Origin of the sequence: Ferroacidibacillus organovorans, from assembly GCF_001642725.1 — a bacterium.
GTDB classification, from domain to species: Bacteria; Bacillota; Bacilli; order Alicyclobacillales; family SLC66; genus Ferroacidibacillus; species Ferroacidibacillus organovorans.
This window is the reverse complement of the sequence record NZ_LSUQ01000009.1, coordinates 72,826-89,041: the sequence shown is the minus strand read 5'-3', so window position 1 is coordinate 89,041 and position 16,216 is coordinate 72,826. Positions and strand designations below refer to the sequence as shown.

At 51.7% G+C, this 16,216-nt stretch carries 15 protein-coding genes and 1 pseudogene; 11 read left to right on the top strand and 5 right to left on the bottom strand.

Annotated features, from left to right (window positions below):
- From AYW79_RS05105 to AYW79_RS05070, 8 genes and pseudogenes are all read left to right on the top strand, one after another.
- The coding region (locus AYW79_RS05105; RefSeq protein ID WP_067562522.1) for a dihydrolipoyl dehydrogenase family protein at positions 1-991 on the top strand (991 nt) is incomplete at its 5' end.
- Positions 984-2,021 (top strand): thiamine pyrophosphate-dependent dehydrogenase E1 component subunit alpha, encoded by a 1,038-nt coding sequence (locus AYW79_RS05100; RefSeq protein ID WP_067562519.1) that lies wholly within the window; start codon positions 984-986, stop codon positions 2,019-2,021. The genes AYW79_RS05105 and AYW79_RS05100, both read left to right, overlap by 8 nt.
- Positions 2,022-2,033: 12 nt before the next feature.
- A complete protein-coding gene (locus tag AYW79_RS05095) occupies positions 2,034-3,017 on the top strand; it encodes an alpha-ketoacid dehydrogenase subunit beta (protein WP_067562516.1) in 984 nt (327 codons plus the stop codon).
- Between the two features lie 53 nt (positions 3,018-3,070).
- Entirely contained in the window at positions 3,071-4,390 is a 1,320-nt protein-coding gene (locus AYW79_RS05090) for a dihydrolipoamide acetyltransferase family protein (protein ID WP_067562575.1), read from the top strand.
- A gap of 84 nt (positions 4,391-4,474) precedes the next feature.
- A pseudogene (gene lipA / locus AYW79_RS05085) lies at positions 4,475-5,343 on the top strand (lipoyl synthase).
- 87 nt (positions 5,344-5,430) lie between these two features.
- A complete protein-coding gene (locus AYW79_RS05080) occupies positions 5,431-6,690 on the top strand; it encodes an FAD-dependent oxidoreductase (protein WP_082806835.1) in 1,260 nt (419 codons plus the stop codon).
- A 54-nt stretch (positions 6,691-6,744) separates the two neighbouring features.
- Complete coding sequence (locus AYW79_RS05075) at positions 6,745-7,254, top strand: DinB family protein (protein ID WP_067562513.1); 510 nt, start codon at positions 6,745-6,747, stop codon at positions 7,252-7,254.
- Between the two features lie 6 nt (positions 7,255-7,260).
- Positions 7,261-8,010: a tyrosine-protein phosphatase gene (locus tag AYW79_RS05070; protein ID WP_067562509.1), complete on the top strand. Its 750-nt coding sequence runs from the start codon at positions 7,261-7,263 to the stop codon at positions 8,008-8,010.
- A 52-nt stretch (positions 8,011-8,062) separates the two neighbouring features.
- On the opposite strand, the gene AYW79_RS05065 is transcribed toward AYW79_RS05070, so the two are convergent.
- A complete protein-coding gene (locus AYW79_RS05065) occupies positions 8,063-9,019 on the bottom strand; it encodes a ring-cleaving dioxygenase (RefSeq protein ID WP_197461043.1) in 957 nt (318 codons plus the stop codon).
- A gap of 214 nt (positions 9,020-9,233) precedes the next feature.
- Between AYW79_RS05065 and AYW79_RS05060 the strand changes: the two genes are divergently transcribed.
- A complete protein-coding gene (locus AYW79_RS05060) occupies positions 9,234-9,911 on the top strand; it encodes a Crp/Fnr family transcriptional regulator (protein ID WP_067562505.1) in 678 nt (225 codons plus the stop codon).
- Between the two features lie 128 nt (positions 9,912-10,039).
- Here AYW79_RS05060 and AYW79_RS05055 read toward each other — a convergent pair whose 3' ends face one another.
- The 4 genes from AYW79_RS05055 to AYW79_RS05040 form a co-directional block, all read right to left on the bottom strand.
- Positions 10,040-10,567: a hypothetical protein gene (locus tag AYW79_RS05055; protein ID WP_067562502.1), complete on the bottom strand. Its 528-nt coding sequence runs from the start codon at positions 10,565-10,567 to the stop codon at positions 10,040-10,042.
- 156 nt (positions 10,568-10,723) lie between these two features.
- Entirely contained in the window at positions 10,724-12,355 is a 1,632-nt protein-coding gene (locus tag AYW79_RS05050; RefSeq protein WP_067562499.1) for a peptide ABC transporter substrate-binding protein, read from the bottom strand.
- 54 nt (positions 12,356-12,409) lie between these two features.
- Positions 12,410-13,312: an ABC transporter permease gene (locus tag AYW79_RS05045; protein WP_197461042.1), complete on the bottom strand. Its 903-nt coding sequence runs from the start codon at positions 13,310-13,312 to the stop codon at positions 12,410-12,412.
- Between the two features lie 29 nt (positions 13,313-13,341).
- The gene (locus AYW79_RS05040; protein ID WP_067562496.1) at positions 13,342-14,295 is read right to left on the bottom strand and encodes an ABC transporter permease; all 954 of its coding nucleotides are present in this window, start codon (positions 14,293-14,295) and stop codon (positions 13,342-13,344) included.
- 227 nt (positions 14,296-14,522) lie between these two features.
- Here AYW79_RS05040 and AYW79_RS16250 point away from each other — a divergent pair, with 227 nt between their 5' ends.
- A complete protein-coding gene (locus tag AYW79_RS16250; RefSeq protein ID WP_269449091.1) occupies positions 14,523-14,645 on the top strand; it encodes a hypothetical protein in 123 nt (40 codons plus the stop codon).
- Between the two features lie 56 nt (positions 14,646-14,701).
- Positions 14,702-15,943 carry an MFS transporter gene (locus tag AYW79_RS05035; protein ID WP_067562492.1) on the top strand — a complete coding sequence of 414 codons (1,242 nt, stop codon included), beginning with the start codon at positions 14,702-14,704 and terminating at the stop codon, positions 15,941-15,943.
- Positions 15,944-16,216 lie beyond the last annotated feature (273 nt).

The following is a 16,216-nucleotide window of genomic DNA, read 5'->3' as shown; positions in this document are numbered from 1 at the left end:
CAGTACCATCATCGCGACGGGCTCCAGTCCGCGCGCGCTTCCCGGGCTTCCGTTTGACGGGAAAAAAGTGCTTTCTTCGGATGATGTATTAACCATGGAAGACGTTCCGTCCTCCATCCTGATCGTTGGCGGGGGCGCGATTGGCGTTGAGTGGGCATCGATGTTTCAGGATTTTGGTACGCGTGTGACCGTCGTTGAAGCGACGCCTTCCCTTCTTATTCAAGAAGATGAAGAAATTGGCCGAGAGATGACGAGACTATTTAAAAAACGCGGAATTACGGTTTTAACCAATGCTACACTTGACGTGTCTTCCATTGCGAAGCTTGAGTCAGGAATCGAAGTCGACGTTGTGCAAGGGGATCGGCGGGAGCGCGTATCTGCGGAGGTGATGCTTGTCGCCATTGGGAGGAGTCCGAATGTGGAGAACATCGGGCTTGAGGCAACGCGTGTAAACGTTGTACGCGGCGCGATTGAAGTCGACGAACATTTGCGTACGGCAGAACCAACCATTTATGCGATCGGTGATGTCATCGGCGGTTTGCAGTTGGCGCACGTCGCGTCACACGAGGGCATTCACGCAATGGAGACGATCGCCGGGATTCACAGTGCGCGGATCAACTATGATCAGGTTGCGCGTTGCACTTACAGTAGACCGGAAGTAGCAAGCGTTGGCATCAGTGAAAAAGAGGCACGCGCGCGCGGGCATAACGTCAAGGCTGGGAAGTTTTCCTTCAAGGCGAATGGCAAGGCGCTCATCTTTGGCGAGTCAGACGGTTTTGTCCGCATCCTCGCAGACGTCGACACGGGTGATTTGCTTGGCGTGCACATGATCGGCCCGCATGTGACGGATCTCATCTCGGAGGCAAGCCTTGCAATGGTACTCGATGCCATTCCCTGGGAAATCGGGCACACGATTCATCCGCATCCGACGCTCTCTGAGGTGATCGGAGAAGCGGCACTCGGCGTGACGGGAGAGATGATACATGGCTAAGTTGGATCTTGTCAAACCAAACAATGGATCGCAAGAAGAGGCGACACCGCGCCATCGCGCACTCGGGCTTCGCGATGAGGATGTTCGCGCAATGTATCGCACGATGGTTCTGACGCGTTTACTCGACGAACGCATGTGGCTTTTGAACCGCGCCGGAAAGATTCCGTTTGTCGTTTCGTGCAAAGGGCAAGAAGGTTCACAAATCGGCGCAGCGTTTGCGCTTGACCCGACGCGCGACTATGTTGCGCCGTATTATCGCGATTTTGGTGTCGTACTTCACTTTGGCATGAGCGCGCGCGACATCATGCTAAGCGCTTACGCGAAGGCAGAAGATCCGAACAGCGGCGGCCGTCAGATGCCGGGTCACTTCAGTTCGCGCGCTCACCACATCTTGAGTGGATCAAGTCCCGTGTCGACGCAGATCCCGCACGCGGTCGGAATGGCACTCGCGGCGCGCATGCGCGGAGAAAAGCTTGTGACCTACACTTCTTTTGGGGAAGGGTCGAGCAATCAGGGGGATTTTCACGAGGCGGCGAACTTTGCCGGCGTGCATAAACTTCCTGTCATCTTTTTTTGTGAAAACAACCTCTACGCGATCTCTATTCCACAGGATCGACAACTGGGATGTGCGCATGTCGCTGATCGCGCCATTGGCTACGGCATGCCGGGGGTGCTGGTCGATGGAAATGATGTGTTGGCCGTTTATGAAGCGGTCTCCCAAGCGGTTTTGCGCGGCTTAAACGGCGACGGACCGACGCTGATTGAGGCGGTTTCTTATCGAATCAATCCGCACTCAAGCGACGACGATGACCGCTCCTATCGAACGCGCGAAGAGGTTGAGGAAGCAAAGCGAAACGATGCACTTGAAGTGTTCCGCGCGGAACTCATCGGTTGTGGCGTTTGGACGGAAGATGATGAGGTCGCGCTTCGCGAGGAATTGCGCAGCGTGGTCGATGAGGCGACGGAATACGCCCAAAAGGCGCCGCTCGCAGAACCAGAGTCCACACTAGATCACGTATACGCGAAGTGAGGAGGATCGACCATGGCAGTGAAACTCTACATTGACGCGATTCGTGAAGCGATGCAAGAAGAGATGCGCCAGAATCCGAACGTTTTTGTGCTTGGTGAAGACGTGGGGTTGCGCGGAGGCGTCTTTCGCGTGACACAAGGCATGATTGAAGAATTTGGCCCGGAGCGCGTGCTTGATACGCCGCTTGCCGAGTCGGCCATCGTCGGTGTCGCGATTGGCGCGGCCGCGTATGGCATGTGTCCGATTGCAGAGATTCAGTTTGCCGATTTTATCATGCCGGCGGTTAATCAGATTATCAGTGAGGCGGCGAAACTGCGCTATCGAACACAAGGGGATTGGCACTGCCCACTCGTCATTCGCGCGCCGTATGGCGGGGGTGTTCACGGTGCGCTGTATCACTCGCAGAGCGTCGAAGCGCTTTTCTACCATGTGCCAGGGTTAAAGATTGTGACACCCGCGACGGCGGCGGACGCAAAAGGACTTTTGCGCGCCGCGCTGCGCGACCCGGATCCCGTGCTCTTTTTTGAACATAAAGGGATGTATCGCGCGATTCGTGATGATGTTCCAGAAGGCGATTATACAGTGCCGATCGGCAAGGCGCGCGTGGTGCGCGAAGGGGACGATCTCACGGTGATCACCTATGGTTTGATGGTGCATCACGCGCTGACAGCGGCGGGGCAGCTCGCGGCGGATGGGATTTCAACGCATCTGATTGATCTGCGCTCGATCTTGCCGCTTGATCGCGAAACAATCGTTGAAGCGGCGCGGCGGACGGGGAAGGTGCTCATCGTGCATGAAGACAACAAGACGGGCGGCATTGGCGCGGAGGTCTCTGCGATCATTGCAGAAGAAGCACTCTTTGATCTTGATGCACCGATCGCGCGACTCTGTGGCCCGGATGTTCCTGCCATGCCGTTTAGCGCTCCGCTCGAAGCGTTTTATATGCTCAATCCAACGAAGATTGAAGATGCGATGCGTAAACTCGCCGCGTTTTAATTCGATACGCTTCGCATCTTTTTAGAGGAGGGTCTTTTTTGGCTGAGATCCGCATGCCAAAGCTAGGTGAGAGTGTTACGGAAGGTACGATCGGGCGCTGGCTAAAGCAGATTGGTGACCCGGTTGAACTTTATGAGCCGATTGCAGAAGTGATTACGGATAAAGTGAACGCTGAGATTCCCTCGGAAGTCGCCGGAACCCTTACAGAGATCTACGTTAAGGAGAATGACACGGTTCCAGTGGGAACGCTGATCGCTCTCATCAGAGAGGCGGGAGAGAGCAGTGATCGCAAAGATCCCCCTGTCACAAAGAGCAGTGAAGCGACCGCTGTGAGTGCCGTGCCGGACGCCGCTGCGAACGTGCACTCGTTGGATCAAGACGCTGAACAGCGTGGTCGCTATTCTCCCGCAGTTTTGCGTTTGGCGCAGGAGAAAAATGTGGCGCTCGACACGCTGCGCGGAACGGGGCTAGGCGGGCGCATCACACGCAAAGACGTGCTTCTCGCGGTGGAAAAAGGTGTTCAAGGTTCGAATGCGGAACTGGCCATCAGGCCAAGCGAACACGTAGCTGGCGCGGCGCGCAACGACTCGAAGTCGGATGCGAATGAAATGAAGCCTCACGCGTCCGCGCAATCGACACCTGCGCAGCCGCTACGCGCGTCAAGTTTCCTTGGAACACGCGATGTGAGCATGCCGATCACACCGATTCGGCGAACGATCGCCACACGCATGAAGCAAAGCAAACACGAGATTCCGCACGCCTGGATGATGGTAGAGGCGGATGTCACGGGGATGCACCAGTTGCGCGCGCGCCACAAAGCGGCGTTTCGCGAGCGCGAAGGGATTGAACTCACCTATTTTCCCTTCTTTTTGCGCGCGGTTGCAGAAGCGCTCAAGGCGTATCCGCTCGTCAACAGTGAGTGGACGGATGACGCGATTCTCGTCAGGGGCGATATTCATCTCTCCATCGCGGTTGCAACGAGTGACGCGCTCGTCGTTCCTGTGATTCACAATGCCGATCAGTTGACGGTGGCGGGTCTTGCTCACGCCGTTTCCGATCTCGCGGCGCGTGCCAGGTCTAATCGCCTCACGCTTGACGATGTGAAAGGCGGCACATTCACTGTGAACAACACAGGCGCTTTTGGATCAATTCAATCGCAACCCATCATCAATGCCCCGCAGGCAGCCATTCTCTCCGTCGAATCGATCGTGCAGCGTCCTGTGATCCGTGACGGCGATAGTATTGCGATTCGTTCCATGGTAAACTTATGTATGAGCTTGGATCATCGCGTTTTGGATGGTTTTATTGCGGGTCAGTTCATGAAATCGGTCAAACAACGTGTAGAAGCGTATACGGTGAATTCTGATTTTTAGTGTGCGTGTTGAAAGGATGATGCTTCCGTGACGGACGGAGAAATCCTACGTAAAGGCGCAGTCGCTGAGCAGGTTGATGAACCGATGCTGCGGCGGCCTGAATGGTTGAAAGTGCAGCTACAAACCTCAGGAGATTTTCAGGAATTAAAGAAAATCATGCGCGGCGAGCGCTTACATACGGTGTGTGAAGAGGCGCGCTGTCCAAACATCTATGAGTGTTGGTCGAACCGCACCGCGACGTTTATGATTCTCGGGGACATTTGTACACGGGCGTGCCGTTTTTGTGCGGTTCACTCTGGCAAACCAACAGAGCTTGATCTACAGGAACCGGCGCGCGTTGCGGATGCGGTCGTGCAGATGGGACTGCGTCACGTTGTCGTGACATCGGTCGCGCGCGATGACCTCGAAGATGGAGGTGCGCTTGTTTTCGCCAGAACGATTGAGGCGATTCGTACAGCTCGCCCGGAATGCTCGATTGAGGTGCTCATCCCTGATTTTATGGGGAATCGCGAGTCGCTTCAGACGGTGATGGACGCGAAACCGGCAATTTTGAATCACAATGTGGAAACGGTCAAGCGCATGTCGCCACGCGTTCGCTCAAAGGCGACCTATGAGCGAACCCTTGAACTGCTTGGCCGCGCATACGAGATGAACCAAGATATTCCCACCAAGTCGAGCATCATGCTCGGCGTGGGTGAGACATGGGATGAGATTCTCGAGACGATGGATGATTTGCGCGCGGTCAATGTCTCTATTTTGACGATTGGTCAGTACCTTCAACCGACGCGAAAACATATGCGCGTTGCGCGCTATTATGCGCCTGAAGAGTTTAAGGCGTTAAAGGACGAGGGAATCAAGCGCGGATTTCGCCACGTTGAGTCAGGCCGCTTGTGCGCAGTTCTTATCACGCGCATGAACAGGCGGCAGGTGCCGCAGGCGTGATTCACGCGTAGTATTCTGTGGACGTGAACGATTTCGCAGCGGCAGAAAATCCTCTTCTGCCGCTGTGGTTATTTCCACAACTGAAAGGCGGTACACGTATGGCGGAGATCGTTCTCTACTCTAGCACGGGTTGTGAGTATTGCAAGAAGATTAAGGCGGACTTGACCTCGTGGGGACTTCACTATGAAGAGCGCAATGTAACAGAAAATGTAGCGTACTTTGATGACCTTCATCAGCAAGGAATCTACTCGGTTCCAGTCACATTTCTCGGCAGTGAACCGGTGATCGGCTATCGTCCAAATGCGATGAAAAAAAGGTTGGCTGAACTCGGGATTGAAGCTAAAACGCGCGTTGACGTGGATGAAGAGCAGGCGGAGACGAACGCGGAAGAAGTTTTCTCATCGCTTGAACCTGGGATGTATCGTGAAGTGTATGATCTTGTAATCATCGGCGGCGGTCCTGCCGGTTCCTCAGCCGCCGTCTATGCGGCACGTGGGCGTTTGAAAACGTTGGTGATCGATAAAGCCCCGACGGCTGGCGCGCTCGCGCTAACCCACAAGATCGCAAATTATCCGGGCGTGCTCGGAGAAGTCACAGGGCTTGAGTTGCTCACACTTATGCGCGAGCAGGCGAAGCAGTTTGGCGCGCAGTTTGTGCGTTCGCACATCACGGGTGTTGAAGTAGGGACAGAGACACATTCTGTTCATCTGCCAGATGGGTCTATCCACACAAAGTCACTCTTTGTCGCGGTCGGTTCGCGCGGGCGCGTCGCAAAAGTGAAAGGTGAAGAGCGTTTTGAAGGGCGCGGCGTGAGTTATTGCGCGACGTGTGACGCGGCTTTTTTTGAGGGGAAGACGGTCGCTGTGTTTGGCGACAACGGGGAAGCAGCGGAGGATGCGCTTACGCTTTCCCGCTTTGCAAAGAAGGTTCACGTTTTTTTGCTTGGCAAACAATTTGGACCAGACGTCGATCCAGTTGAGATGGCGGATCTTGAACACGTTGAGATTCACCCGAATCACCAACTTCGCGAGGTGCTCGGCGAGGATCGCTTTGAGGGAATTGTTGTAAAAGGGCCCGATGGAGAAGCCACGATGATGGTGGATGGCGTCTTTATCTATCTCTCGGGCAATCGCCCTGGCACAGATTTTTTGGCAGGCGTTGTTGATCTGGACGATGATGGGTATATCGTTGTCAATGATGTTTTACACACCTCTGTTCCCGGAATTTTCGCGGGTGGAGACGCGCGACGAACGCCTGTGAAACAGGCGGTTGTGGCGGCGGCGGACGGGGCAATCGCCGCCATGTCGGCTGATCAATTCGTCCACCGCCGCAAGCGAATCGTCGCCCAGTACAGTTGATAAAGTGTATGATGAAATGAAAAAGAAGAAATGGGTTGCCTGGGAGGCTCTATGATGACTCGTCACGAAGAAGTGCGTCAGACGCTTTGGAACACGGTGCGTGTCGTCAGAGAAGATGACTTACAGGTTGAAAATGCAGCCGGATGGTCGATTCTGTCTGTTTTGGAACACTTGGCAGTCGTTGAGCAACATATTGCACGGGCGATGGCGAGAGAACTGGAAAGCAAAAACTTCCGCGATATTCCTGTTCATCCATCGCTCGCTGAGGCCGTGGTTGACCGCAGCCGTAAAGTCGCCGCGCCAGAGGCGCTCTCACCCAAAGGTCTCGTGAGGACGCTCGATCAAGCGAAAGAGACGCTCCAGGCGTCAACGCAATTGCTTGATAAAACCTATCTCTCTGTAGCATCGGATGAAGAATTGGATCAGCTCGGGTTTCGTCACCCGCTGTTTGGCGTGTTGAGCATCCGGCAATGGTACGATTTTATCGCGCTTCACGAACTTAGACACCTCGCGCAGATTGAAGAAATGTTAAAAATCCGAAATGAAGCGAAAGGTTGGGAATGATCCTTCATGGATGTCGATTGTCACGCTCATATCGTTTACGGCGTCGATGACGGCGCGAAGACATTGGAAGAATCGCTCATGATGGCGAGGATCGCGGTGGCGGAAGGAACGACGCGGATGTTTGCAACGCCACACGGTTTCACAGACTCGTACCATGTTGATCCTAACGTCACGAGAGAAAAAACGATAAAACTTAATGAAGCGCTCAAACGTGAAAACATACCCCTTGAGATTCTTCCCGCGATGGAAATTCATCACGCTATCAAAACGAGCGATAAAGCGACAGATGATCTCACGCGACTTCGCAGCGGACAAGCGATCGGGTATGGGGCGGCAGATCAACCGCGCGCGATACTTCTTGAGTTTTCATTTTATGAGTGGCCGATGGATGCGGCTATCACACTTCGCGCGCTGCGAGACGAAGGCATACAGGTTGTCTTGGCGCATCCAGAACGGTATATTGCGCTTCGCACCTCGCCAGAGCTGCTTGATGAGGCGTTAGCTGAAGGGGTATACACGCAGTTAACCACAGGTTCTATTTTAGGTCGGTTTGGCGCACACGCGGAGGAACTCTCCAAACGGTGGCTCAAAGAGGGCAAAGCGCACATCATCGCGAGTGACGCGCACAGCACGACACTTCGTCCTCCAGGGTTGCGAGAGGCGTTTATGCGTGTTCGTGAAGAGTGGAACTTTAAAGAACAGGCGGATCGCTGCGCAGAGAATGCGCAGTTGATTTGGGAACTTGCGAAAATTTGATGAGCAGAAAAAAATGAGCGTGAAGATCCGCAGATGCTCACGCTCATTCACGTTACTTGAGAGGTTTTAGATTGGCTACAATGGTTGCGCGGTGCGCTTCAAGAAAGGGTGGAAGCACGACGGATTCACCGAGTGACTCAAGCGGTTCGTCGATCCCGAATCCCGGCTCATCCGTGGCGATTTCAAAAAGAATGCCATTCGGTTCGCGAAAATAGAGACTGCGGAACCAGAAACGATCCACCTCGCCACTGTTTGGAATGCGGAACTGCTTCAGTCGCTCTGTCCACTGGTGGTACTCTTCAAAGGTAGGCGTCCGAAAGGCGACGTGGTGAACACTTCCTGCGCCAGATCGTGCAGGTTTTAGATCAGGTTGCACCGCGATATGGAGTTCTGCACGTGCTCCGCCGTCCCCCATCTCATAGACATAAACTCGATCCGTCTGGCGATCAGGCAGCGAATAGCTACGAACTTGGCGCATGTTGAGAACGTTTGTGAGTACGCGATCGGTATTGTGAAGATCGGGGACGCTCAAGATGATAGGTCCTTGGCCAAGAATTTGGCAGGCAGAAGGCACCACGCTCTTCTCCCAGGCCTGATGGGGGTCGCTCGCTGCATTGTCACCGATGATGGCGAGACGTTGCCCTTCGAAATCTTCAAAGAGGATCGTGTTGCGACCGTCAATTTCCTGAGGCGCTTCGTGGTCTACTTTTTTTTCGGTGAGCCACTCGTGCCACCACTGTACTGCGTCCGCGCCTGAAACGCGCAGTCCTGTGCGAATGATGCTTTGTGTACCTCGTTGTTCGCGGGGGACATTCCAATCAAAAAATGTTAAATCATTCCCAGGTGAGCCGACCTTGTCACCGCTATAAAAAAGGTGATACGCGCTGACGTCATCTTGGTTTACGCTTCGTTTTACCAATCGTAAACCGAGAACAGACGTATAGAATGCATAATTTTCGCGAACGTTTGCTGTAACTGCGGTAAGATGATGGATTCCTTTCAAATTCAATGAAATAACCTCCTTTAAAACAAATGAAAGCCCTGTTTTCGTTTGAAAACATCCTGTAGCTTGCTTCATTCTTGATTAAACAATACTTATAATAACATAGTAAACGAATATTTGTAAGTGTTGATGATAAAACGCACAAATCAGCGCGCCAAACCATGGCATGGTGTTCAGGATACAATGGATGGAAAAGAATCCTATTGGGGAGCGGTCGCGAATGACAAAACCCGGATTGAACGTAATAAAAGAAATTGTGCTCTTTCAAGGATTGACAGAAGACGAATTGAACAAAATCGTGCATCTTGCCAAAGAGCGACATTTCCACCGCGGAGAGATTCTCTTTATGGAGGGGGACGACCGGGAAGCGGTATTCTTTCTTCAGCGCGGATTAATTAAAGTTTTTAAAGTGGATGATGAAGGAAGAGAACATATTGTCAATGTTCTCGGCTCAGGTCAGATGTTTCCGCATGTCGGGTTCTTTCGCGATGATCCTTATCCAGGAACTGCGCAGAGTCTTGGTGAGAGCGATCTCCTCTATATCAAGAGGGTACACTTTGATGCACTGTTAATGGATCATCCAGAAATCATGCGTAAGGTAATGCGCGTGATGGGAGAGCAGATCCTCATACTGCAGACTAAATTGCAGGAACTGGCTACGACAGATACTCGACAACGCGTCTATGCGTTTATCCGCCACGCTTGTGAGGAGCACGGTCAATCTAGTGAGAAGGGCATTCATGTCAAACTGCAAATGACGCACGAGGAAATCGCGCACATGATTGGAATGACGCGCGAATCCGTCAATCGCGTGTGGAATGAGCTGCGTCGAGAAGGGGTGATTCTTGGAAATCGCGATGAGTGGATCTTTGATCTTGAGCGCTTGCGATGCATGTGACAAAATACACAGCAGCGAAATGTGCGTGGCTGTAGGTTGAAGTTGTACCGTGAATTCTCTTTTCGTAAGGCATCTGGAATTCGCTCTCTCGCGGATCGTGCTTTAAATTCTCAATGATCATGATCCAATCAGCGTGAACGTTTGTGACGAACAGCGTGAAAATGACTTGTGCTGCTCTTTTTTCGCTTGATACCTCCTTGGCGCTGCCCTGACCGGTTATTGAAACGGTTGATCATAAACGGCAGTGTGATCAGAAGCGCTAGGAGAATGATGATTGCTGCGATAGATTTGAAGCTGATGAGTTCTGAATTAAGCGCAGTTTCATACGTGAGCGTATCGTGGGTGTGAGAAACGATGTTCACGTATTCTCCGTCTGCGGCGAAAGTCTTTGAGTTGCCTGGCATGGTCACCGTCTGGTAGCCATTGTAAAAAACCAGTTGACCTTGTTGATTCTCACCGTTGTATTGCCAGTCTCCGATCACCCGCTCACCGACAGTTACTTCTGAATTGAGTGGATTTCCCGTTTGGAACGGGTTGAGCGCAAAGATTGTGTTGGCAATAAGAAAAATGACCAAAGCGATGACTGCGAATAGGGATATCATAGAAAATGCCAAGCGGTGCTCGCGTTTATTCCCAAATTGATTTGCTCGCTTCACGATCCTTCAACTCCTGCGGATGTTGATCTGTCCCGTGTTTTGATCTTATGAAGTGTGCGCCTGAAAGTATGTCTTCGAGCATGGAAAGCGGCCCGACACGGAGGGTAATTCCTCTCGTTTCGGGCCGCTTTTGTGGAGTGATTGATTTTGCTTATTTTATTTCGTCAATGCCCAATCATAACAATTCCACGTATCGACGCTCCATGGATTGGGAACGTATCCAGTCATCCCGATCGTCGTATCGATCTGCTGCGGCGCGTAATACCAGAGTGCTGGCAATTGTTGATGGAAGATCGTTTCCACTTTATTCATGATCGCTTTGCGCTGAGCGAGTGATGTTAGTACAGACTGCTGTGCAAACAGTTTGTCTACTTGCGGATTGTTGTATTGGCCAAAATTCTGAGCACCCATTGAGGTGAAGAGTTGGTAGGGACCAAAGGTGGGGTCTGTGCTATCCCCGTATTCAAATTCCCCAAGATCCCAGCCCTTTCCAGAAGGGAGGACCGTACCGAAAAATTCATTGGCTGGGTAATTGCGAATGACCAGTTGGATGCCGACTTGCTTCAACCAAAATTGTAAAAGCCGCTCCGTTGCCTCACGATAGGCATTCCCAGCAGTCGTTGAGTAGACTAGCGTAAACGTTTTTCCGTTCTTCTGGAGATACCCATTCGCTCCCATTTTCCAACCGGCTTGGGCAAGAAGCTTTTTCGACTCGGTTGGGTTGTACGGATAGGGTTTCAGATTTGGGTTGTACGACCACGCCATCGCAGGCTGGTCTGCCGCGAGGAGTTTCGCGTGCCCTTTCCAGATGTCCTGTACGATCGCTTGGCGATTGATTGCCATTTCCAGCGCTTGTCGCACTTTGACGTTAGCCAGGATTGGATTTTTCACATTGACGACAGCCATTTCAAAGGAGGGCTGATTCGCAAAGTGAAGGGTCGCCCCGGGGATCGCTTGGATTTGCGGCACAGCCTCAATCGGATCAAAATACCAGACGTTGAGTGCATGTGCTTGCGCATTTGTCAAAAGCGTATCTTGGCTGGGAATGATTTTGAAAAGGATCTCTTTGGATTTTGGCTTTGGCCCGTACCAATAGGGGTTGGCTGTCACAGTGATTGAAGCGCCGGGTACCCACGATACAAATTTAAAGGGGCCATCGGATACGGTAGGCGCATGGTTAAACGTTGCCGTATTGACATTTTTTGGAGACATTTTACCAAAGACACTGTAAGGAAGAATCCCTGGCAGATTCCCGGAGAATACGTTGTCGATAAAAGAAGGATCAGGCTTTTTCAGATGGATGACAAACGTTTTTGCATTGACCGTTTGAAAGCTCGCGACGTCTGTCCATCCGAGTGTGGAGACTGCGTTGACGAGTGGATTCGTGATGATTTTATATGTGATCCATACGTCTTTAGAGGTAACCGGTTGTCCATTCGACCATTTGGCGTTTGGCTTTAGATGGAAGGTGTAAGTGAGACCGTTTTTAGAAATTCCCCCGTTTGTGGTCGTCGGCACGACGGTCGCGAGATTCGGAAGGAGTTGATTTTGTGGTGTCACCGTAAAAAGGTTGCTAAACATGGTCGTCTCGACGATGTTTGAGAAGGTTTGATCTGGGCCAAGAATCGGATTGAGGTTGGCTGGCTCTTCAAAGAGCCCGTCGATGATCGTACCTTGGCTGGCAGGTGTCGCAGCGTGCGCAGCGACTGTCGTGAACAAGTTTCCATACAAAAGAGATGAAGATGCGAGCGTTGCCGCTAAGGTGATACTCCAGTGCTTCTTTGTCATTTGTGAACCCCCCAATGTGATGATGGTCATGATTGAAAATGCGGCAAACCTATCTCATGATCGCCCCCCTTCGAGGGTGTAGCTCGCATCGAATGCGTCGCGGACTGCGTCGCCAAGAACGTTGATGCATAGCACCACGAGAAAGATCATCAGTCCAGGAAAGATGGCGAGCCAAGGGGCGCTTGTCAAGTAACTCTGCGCCTGATTGAGAAGGTAGCCCCACGAGATGTTCGGCGGTTGCACGCCTGCACCAAGAAAGCTCATCACCGACTCGAGCACGATGGCCTGCCCAACCAAAAGGGTGGTATTGACAATCAGTGGCGCAACGGCGTTTGGCATAATGTGTGAAAAGATGATGCGCCCGTTTCGACAGCCCACGGTTTTTGTGGCAGTGACGTAGTCGAGGCTCTTCAAGTAGAGAAAGCGACTGCGAATGATGCGAGCTGGGTACATCCAGGATGTCAGGCTGATCACCTCGACAATGGTTGTCGGTGATGGTCCGAGCACCGCCACGAGCCCAAGGATCACAAAGAGGAGGGGCACAGACAGGCCGACGTCGGTGAGTCGCATGAGAACCGCGTCGACGGTGCCGCCAAAGTATCCGGCGATTGACCCGATGGCGCCCCCGATCATTACCGCGATGAGTGCGGATGACAGGCCGATCATGAGGGAAATCCTTCCGCCATACAGCACCTCTGTGAAGAGATCGATCCCCACATCATCGGTTCCCATGAGGTGGACGCTGCTTGGCGGCGCCAGCATCGCGTTCAAATCGGGAGTATTCAGTGTATACGGCGCTATCCATGGTGCAAAGATTGCGGAGAGCGCCACGAGGATCAGAAAACAGGTCGCGATGATGGTTATCTTGTTTCGAAAAATGCGCTTGATCATGCGCTGCTGATTCGATGTCCCTATGGAAAACGTTTTTGTCACGGTCGGTTCTGTTGCAATCGCCACGTCAGAGCACACTCCTCATTGAAAAAACCTCAGTCAAACTGCACGCGTGGATCAAGTACCGCATAGAGGACGTCAGCGAGAATATTTGCGAGTACGATGATCACAGAGAGCAGTGAGATGACGACCATGATGACTGGGTAGTCATCCTGTGTGATCGCTTGGATAAAGAGGCGACCCATACCTGGCCAGGAAAAGATCGTTTCTGTGACGAGCGCTCCGCCGAAGAGATAAGCGCCATCCATGACCATCACGGTGACGACTGGCAGCAGCGCGTTTTTGAGCGCGTGCTTCCATGTGATGACGGATGGAAAAAGCCCTTTTGAGCGTGCGGTGCGAATGTAATCTGCGCCTAAGACTTCAAGCATGGAGGAACGCACATAGCGACTCTCGTGCGCGACGAGGTAGAGGGCGAGAATGCTGACGGGTAAAATGGCGTGCCAGACTTGATTGGAGAGTGAAAATGCCTGACCGGGGGTAGACATGCCGCCGACTGGAAACCATTGAAGTTTTACGGCAAAGAGCACGAGAACCATCAATCCTAGCCAAAAGGTGGGCATCGCCACTCCGATATAGCTAAGGATGGTCAAGAGATAATCCCAGATGGAGTATTGGCGGAGCGCGCTGAACACGCCGATGACAAACGATAGAATGACCGCGATAACAAAGGAAGAGAGCATCAATTCAAGTGTCGCTGGCATGCGTTGAAGAACCATTTGCAGTGCGGGCACGCCATAGGAGAAGGAATAGCCAAAATTGCCTTGTAATGCGCCACCTAGCCAATTGAAATACTGTACCCAAAGCGGTTTGTTGAGCCCGAAATTCGCTTTAAGCTGCGCGAGCAACTCTTTTGTCATCCCCGGTTCATGATCATACATGGCGAGTGGGCCGCCCGGGATTGCGTGCATCATAAAGAACAGCAAAAGGGAAATGCCTAGCAAGACAGGAATGGATTGAAGCAGACGCCTGATGATGAAACTAAACACGCCATCATTCCTCTCCGTGAAATCGGTGAAAAGGCTACTCTTCCTGGCAGACTAAAGGGAGAGTTCTAAATATTTTTGTGAGACAAAATATATCAAGTAGATTACATTTGGTCAATCCTATACGAAGTATTTTCATATTTATTCATAGACAAATTTGGTGTTGCGCGCCTTGACGTGTACAAAATGGACCGTTAAACTAATAATAATTCTGTATAGGGGGTGAACGCATGCTGATGAAACCGTCGTCGTGGCAATTTTATGTGCGCCTTTTTGGTCCGATGAAAATGCCAAACGGGATACGTCTGTCCTTTTCTGGCGACTCATTCGGCATGCCGCATCCCAACGGATAACACACCTTGGCGATCTGCAAAACCGTCGAGTCCAGCCATTCAGGGACGTATCCTGGATGGTTTTTCTTTTTGGACGAAACGGAGGACAGGAAAACGTGGATGAATTTATCAATCAAGTGCGAGCAGGGCGGAAAAATCTCATCGCGCTCTACGCATTTGTTGCGACGTCGCGATTTTGGGTGGATGGTGGCATCTGGCTCGTCTTTTGGCAGCAGCGAGGACTCTCACTTTTTGAAGTAGGACTTCTAGAGTCACTACTGCATGTGGTCTGCCTTGTGTCGGACGTGCCAATTGGTATTTTTGCGGATCGTTTTGGTTGGAAGCTTTCATTGCTTGTGAGTGCAGTGTTTGGCATCGGGTATACAAGTCTTGCTCTTTTTTCGCACAGCTTTTGGTTGGCTGCGGCGTCCTTTGTGTTGCGCGGGTTGCAGGTAACGTTCGTGAATGGCAGCGACACATCAATCGCCTATGAATCGGCTGGGTGGGCGGGTGTGCAGAACCGCTATCTGGCGATTTCAGGTCGTTTGGTCGCCATCTCACTCATCAGCATGGGAATTGCTGAAGCGACTGGAGGCGCGCTTGCCGCGTGGTCTTGGTCGGCTGTCTATGTTTTGTATACCATCGTCAATGTCATCTCTTTTTTCACGGTGCTTTGGGTGCGCGAGCCGAGGGAGATGAGAAAATCCGTCAGGGAGCACGCTTCCGTTTTTTCGATTGCACATCAAGCGTTGCAATTCGCGAAAAAAAGTCCTCCTTTTCTCGCTTGGATTGCACTGAGTGGCATCCTCTTTGGTTGCATTGCAACGTTTGCATTTTACGGTCAATCGCTCCTACTTCACGCAGGGTATACACTCGTCGGAATCGGAATATTGACGGGATTTGAAAATGGACTGGGCGCGCTCCTGTCATCTCTGGCAGAAGGGTTGGTCAAACGCATGGGGAACAAGAGAATGGTTACCGTCTCTAGCATTCTTGCCGCGATTGGACTCATGTTATTTGCATGGTTACCGGGATTGAGCCTTGGGTTTGGTTACTTGTTGGGGTCGATCGCTGGAAATGCGATTGAACCCCTCATCGAACAAGGGCTTAATCAAATCATTCCATCAGAGCAGCGCGCAACGTTATTGTCCTTTAATTCAACAGCTTTCTCCGTGTTCATGATTTTTGGTTTTCCACTTTTCGGTTGGTTGGCGCAATCCATCGGTCTATTCCACGCGGCACAACTTGGCAGTGTAATTGGTGTGATCGCAATTCTTGGTGTGACCTATTGGTGGCGTGGTAGGGAGAGAGTGAATTGACCTATTTTTCGATTGATCGTAAATTTTTGTTGCAGAACAACTCATATCCTAATAGAATCGTTGCATACGCATGGTTGGAATATCTTGTCGAGAGCATTTTATATGCTTTCTGGAAGGGTGCGTGAATGCATGTGTGAAAACGATTTCAAGTGATTGAACTCTATTTCTCTTTAGATGCTTGATTCCAGGCACGGATGATTTGGTGTGATTGCGCAATCGTTTGCGCACGTGTTTTAAATAACGATTTTTGATGATTTGATTCCAAATAGGGGG

What these genes read in the sequence shown, in the direction of transcription:
- AYW79_RS05100 (WP_067562519.1), top strand. Translation starts at nt 984, where the DNA reads ATGGCTAAGTTGGATCTTGTCAAACCAAACAATGGATCGCAAGAAGAG.
- AYW79_RS05095 (WP_067562516.1), top strand. Translation starts at nt 2,034, where the DNA reads ATGGCAGTGAAACTCTACATTGACGCGATTCGTGAAGCGATGCAAGAA.
- AYW79_RS05090 (WP_067562575.1), top strand. Translation starts at nt 3,071, where the DNA reads ATGCCAAAGCTAGGTGAGAGTGTTACGGAAGGTACGATCGGGCGCTGG.
- AYW79_RS05080 (WP_082806835.1), top strand. Translation starts at nt 5,431, where the DNA reads ATGGCGGAGATCGTTCTCTACTCTAGCACGGGTTGTGAGTATTGCAAG.
- AYW79_RS05075 (WP_067562513.1), top strand. Translation starts at nt 6,745, where the DNA reads ATGACTCGTCACGAAGAAGTGCGTCAGACGCTTTGGAACACGGTGCGT.
- AYW79_RS05070 (WP_067562509.1), top strand. Translation starts at nt 7,261, where the DNA reads ATGGATGTCGATTGTCACGCTCATATCGTTTACGGCGTCGATGACGGC.
- AYW79_RS05060 (WP_067562505.1), top strand. Translation starts at nt 9,234, where the DNA reads ATGACAAAACCCGGATTGAACGTAATAAAAGAAATTGTGCTCTTTCAA.
- AYW79_RS05050 (WP_067562499.1), bottom strand. Translation starts at nt 12,355, where the DNA reads ATGACAAAGAAGCACTGGAGTATCACCTTAGCGGCAACGCTCGCATCT.
- AYW79_RS16250 (WP_269449091.1), top strand. Translation starts at nt 14,523, where the DNA reads ATGCTGATGAAACCGTCGTCGTGGCAATTTTATGTGCGCCTTTTTGGT.
- AYW79_RS05035 (WP_067562492.1), top strand. Translation starts at nt 14,702, where the DNA reads ATGGTTTTTCTTTTTGGACGAAACGGAGGACAGGAAAACGTGGATGAA.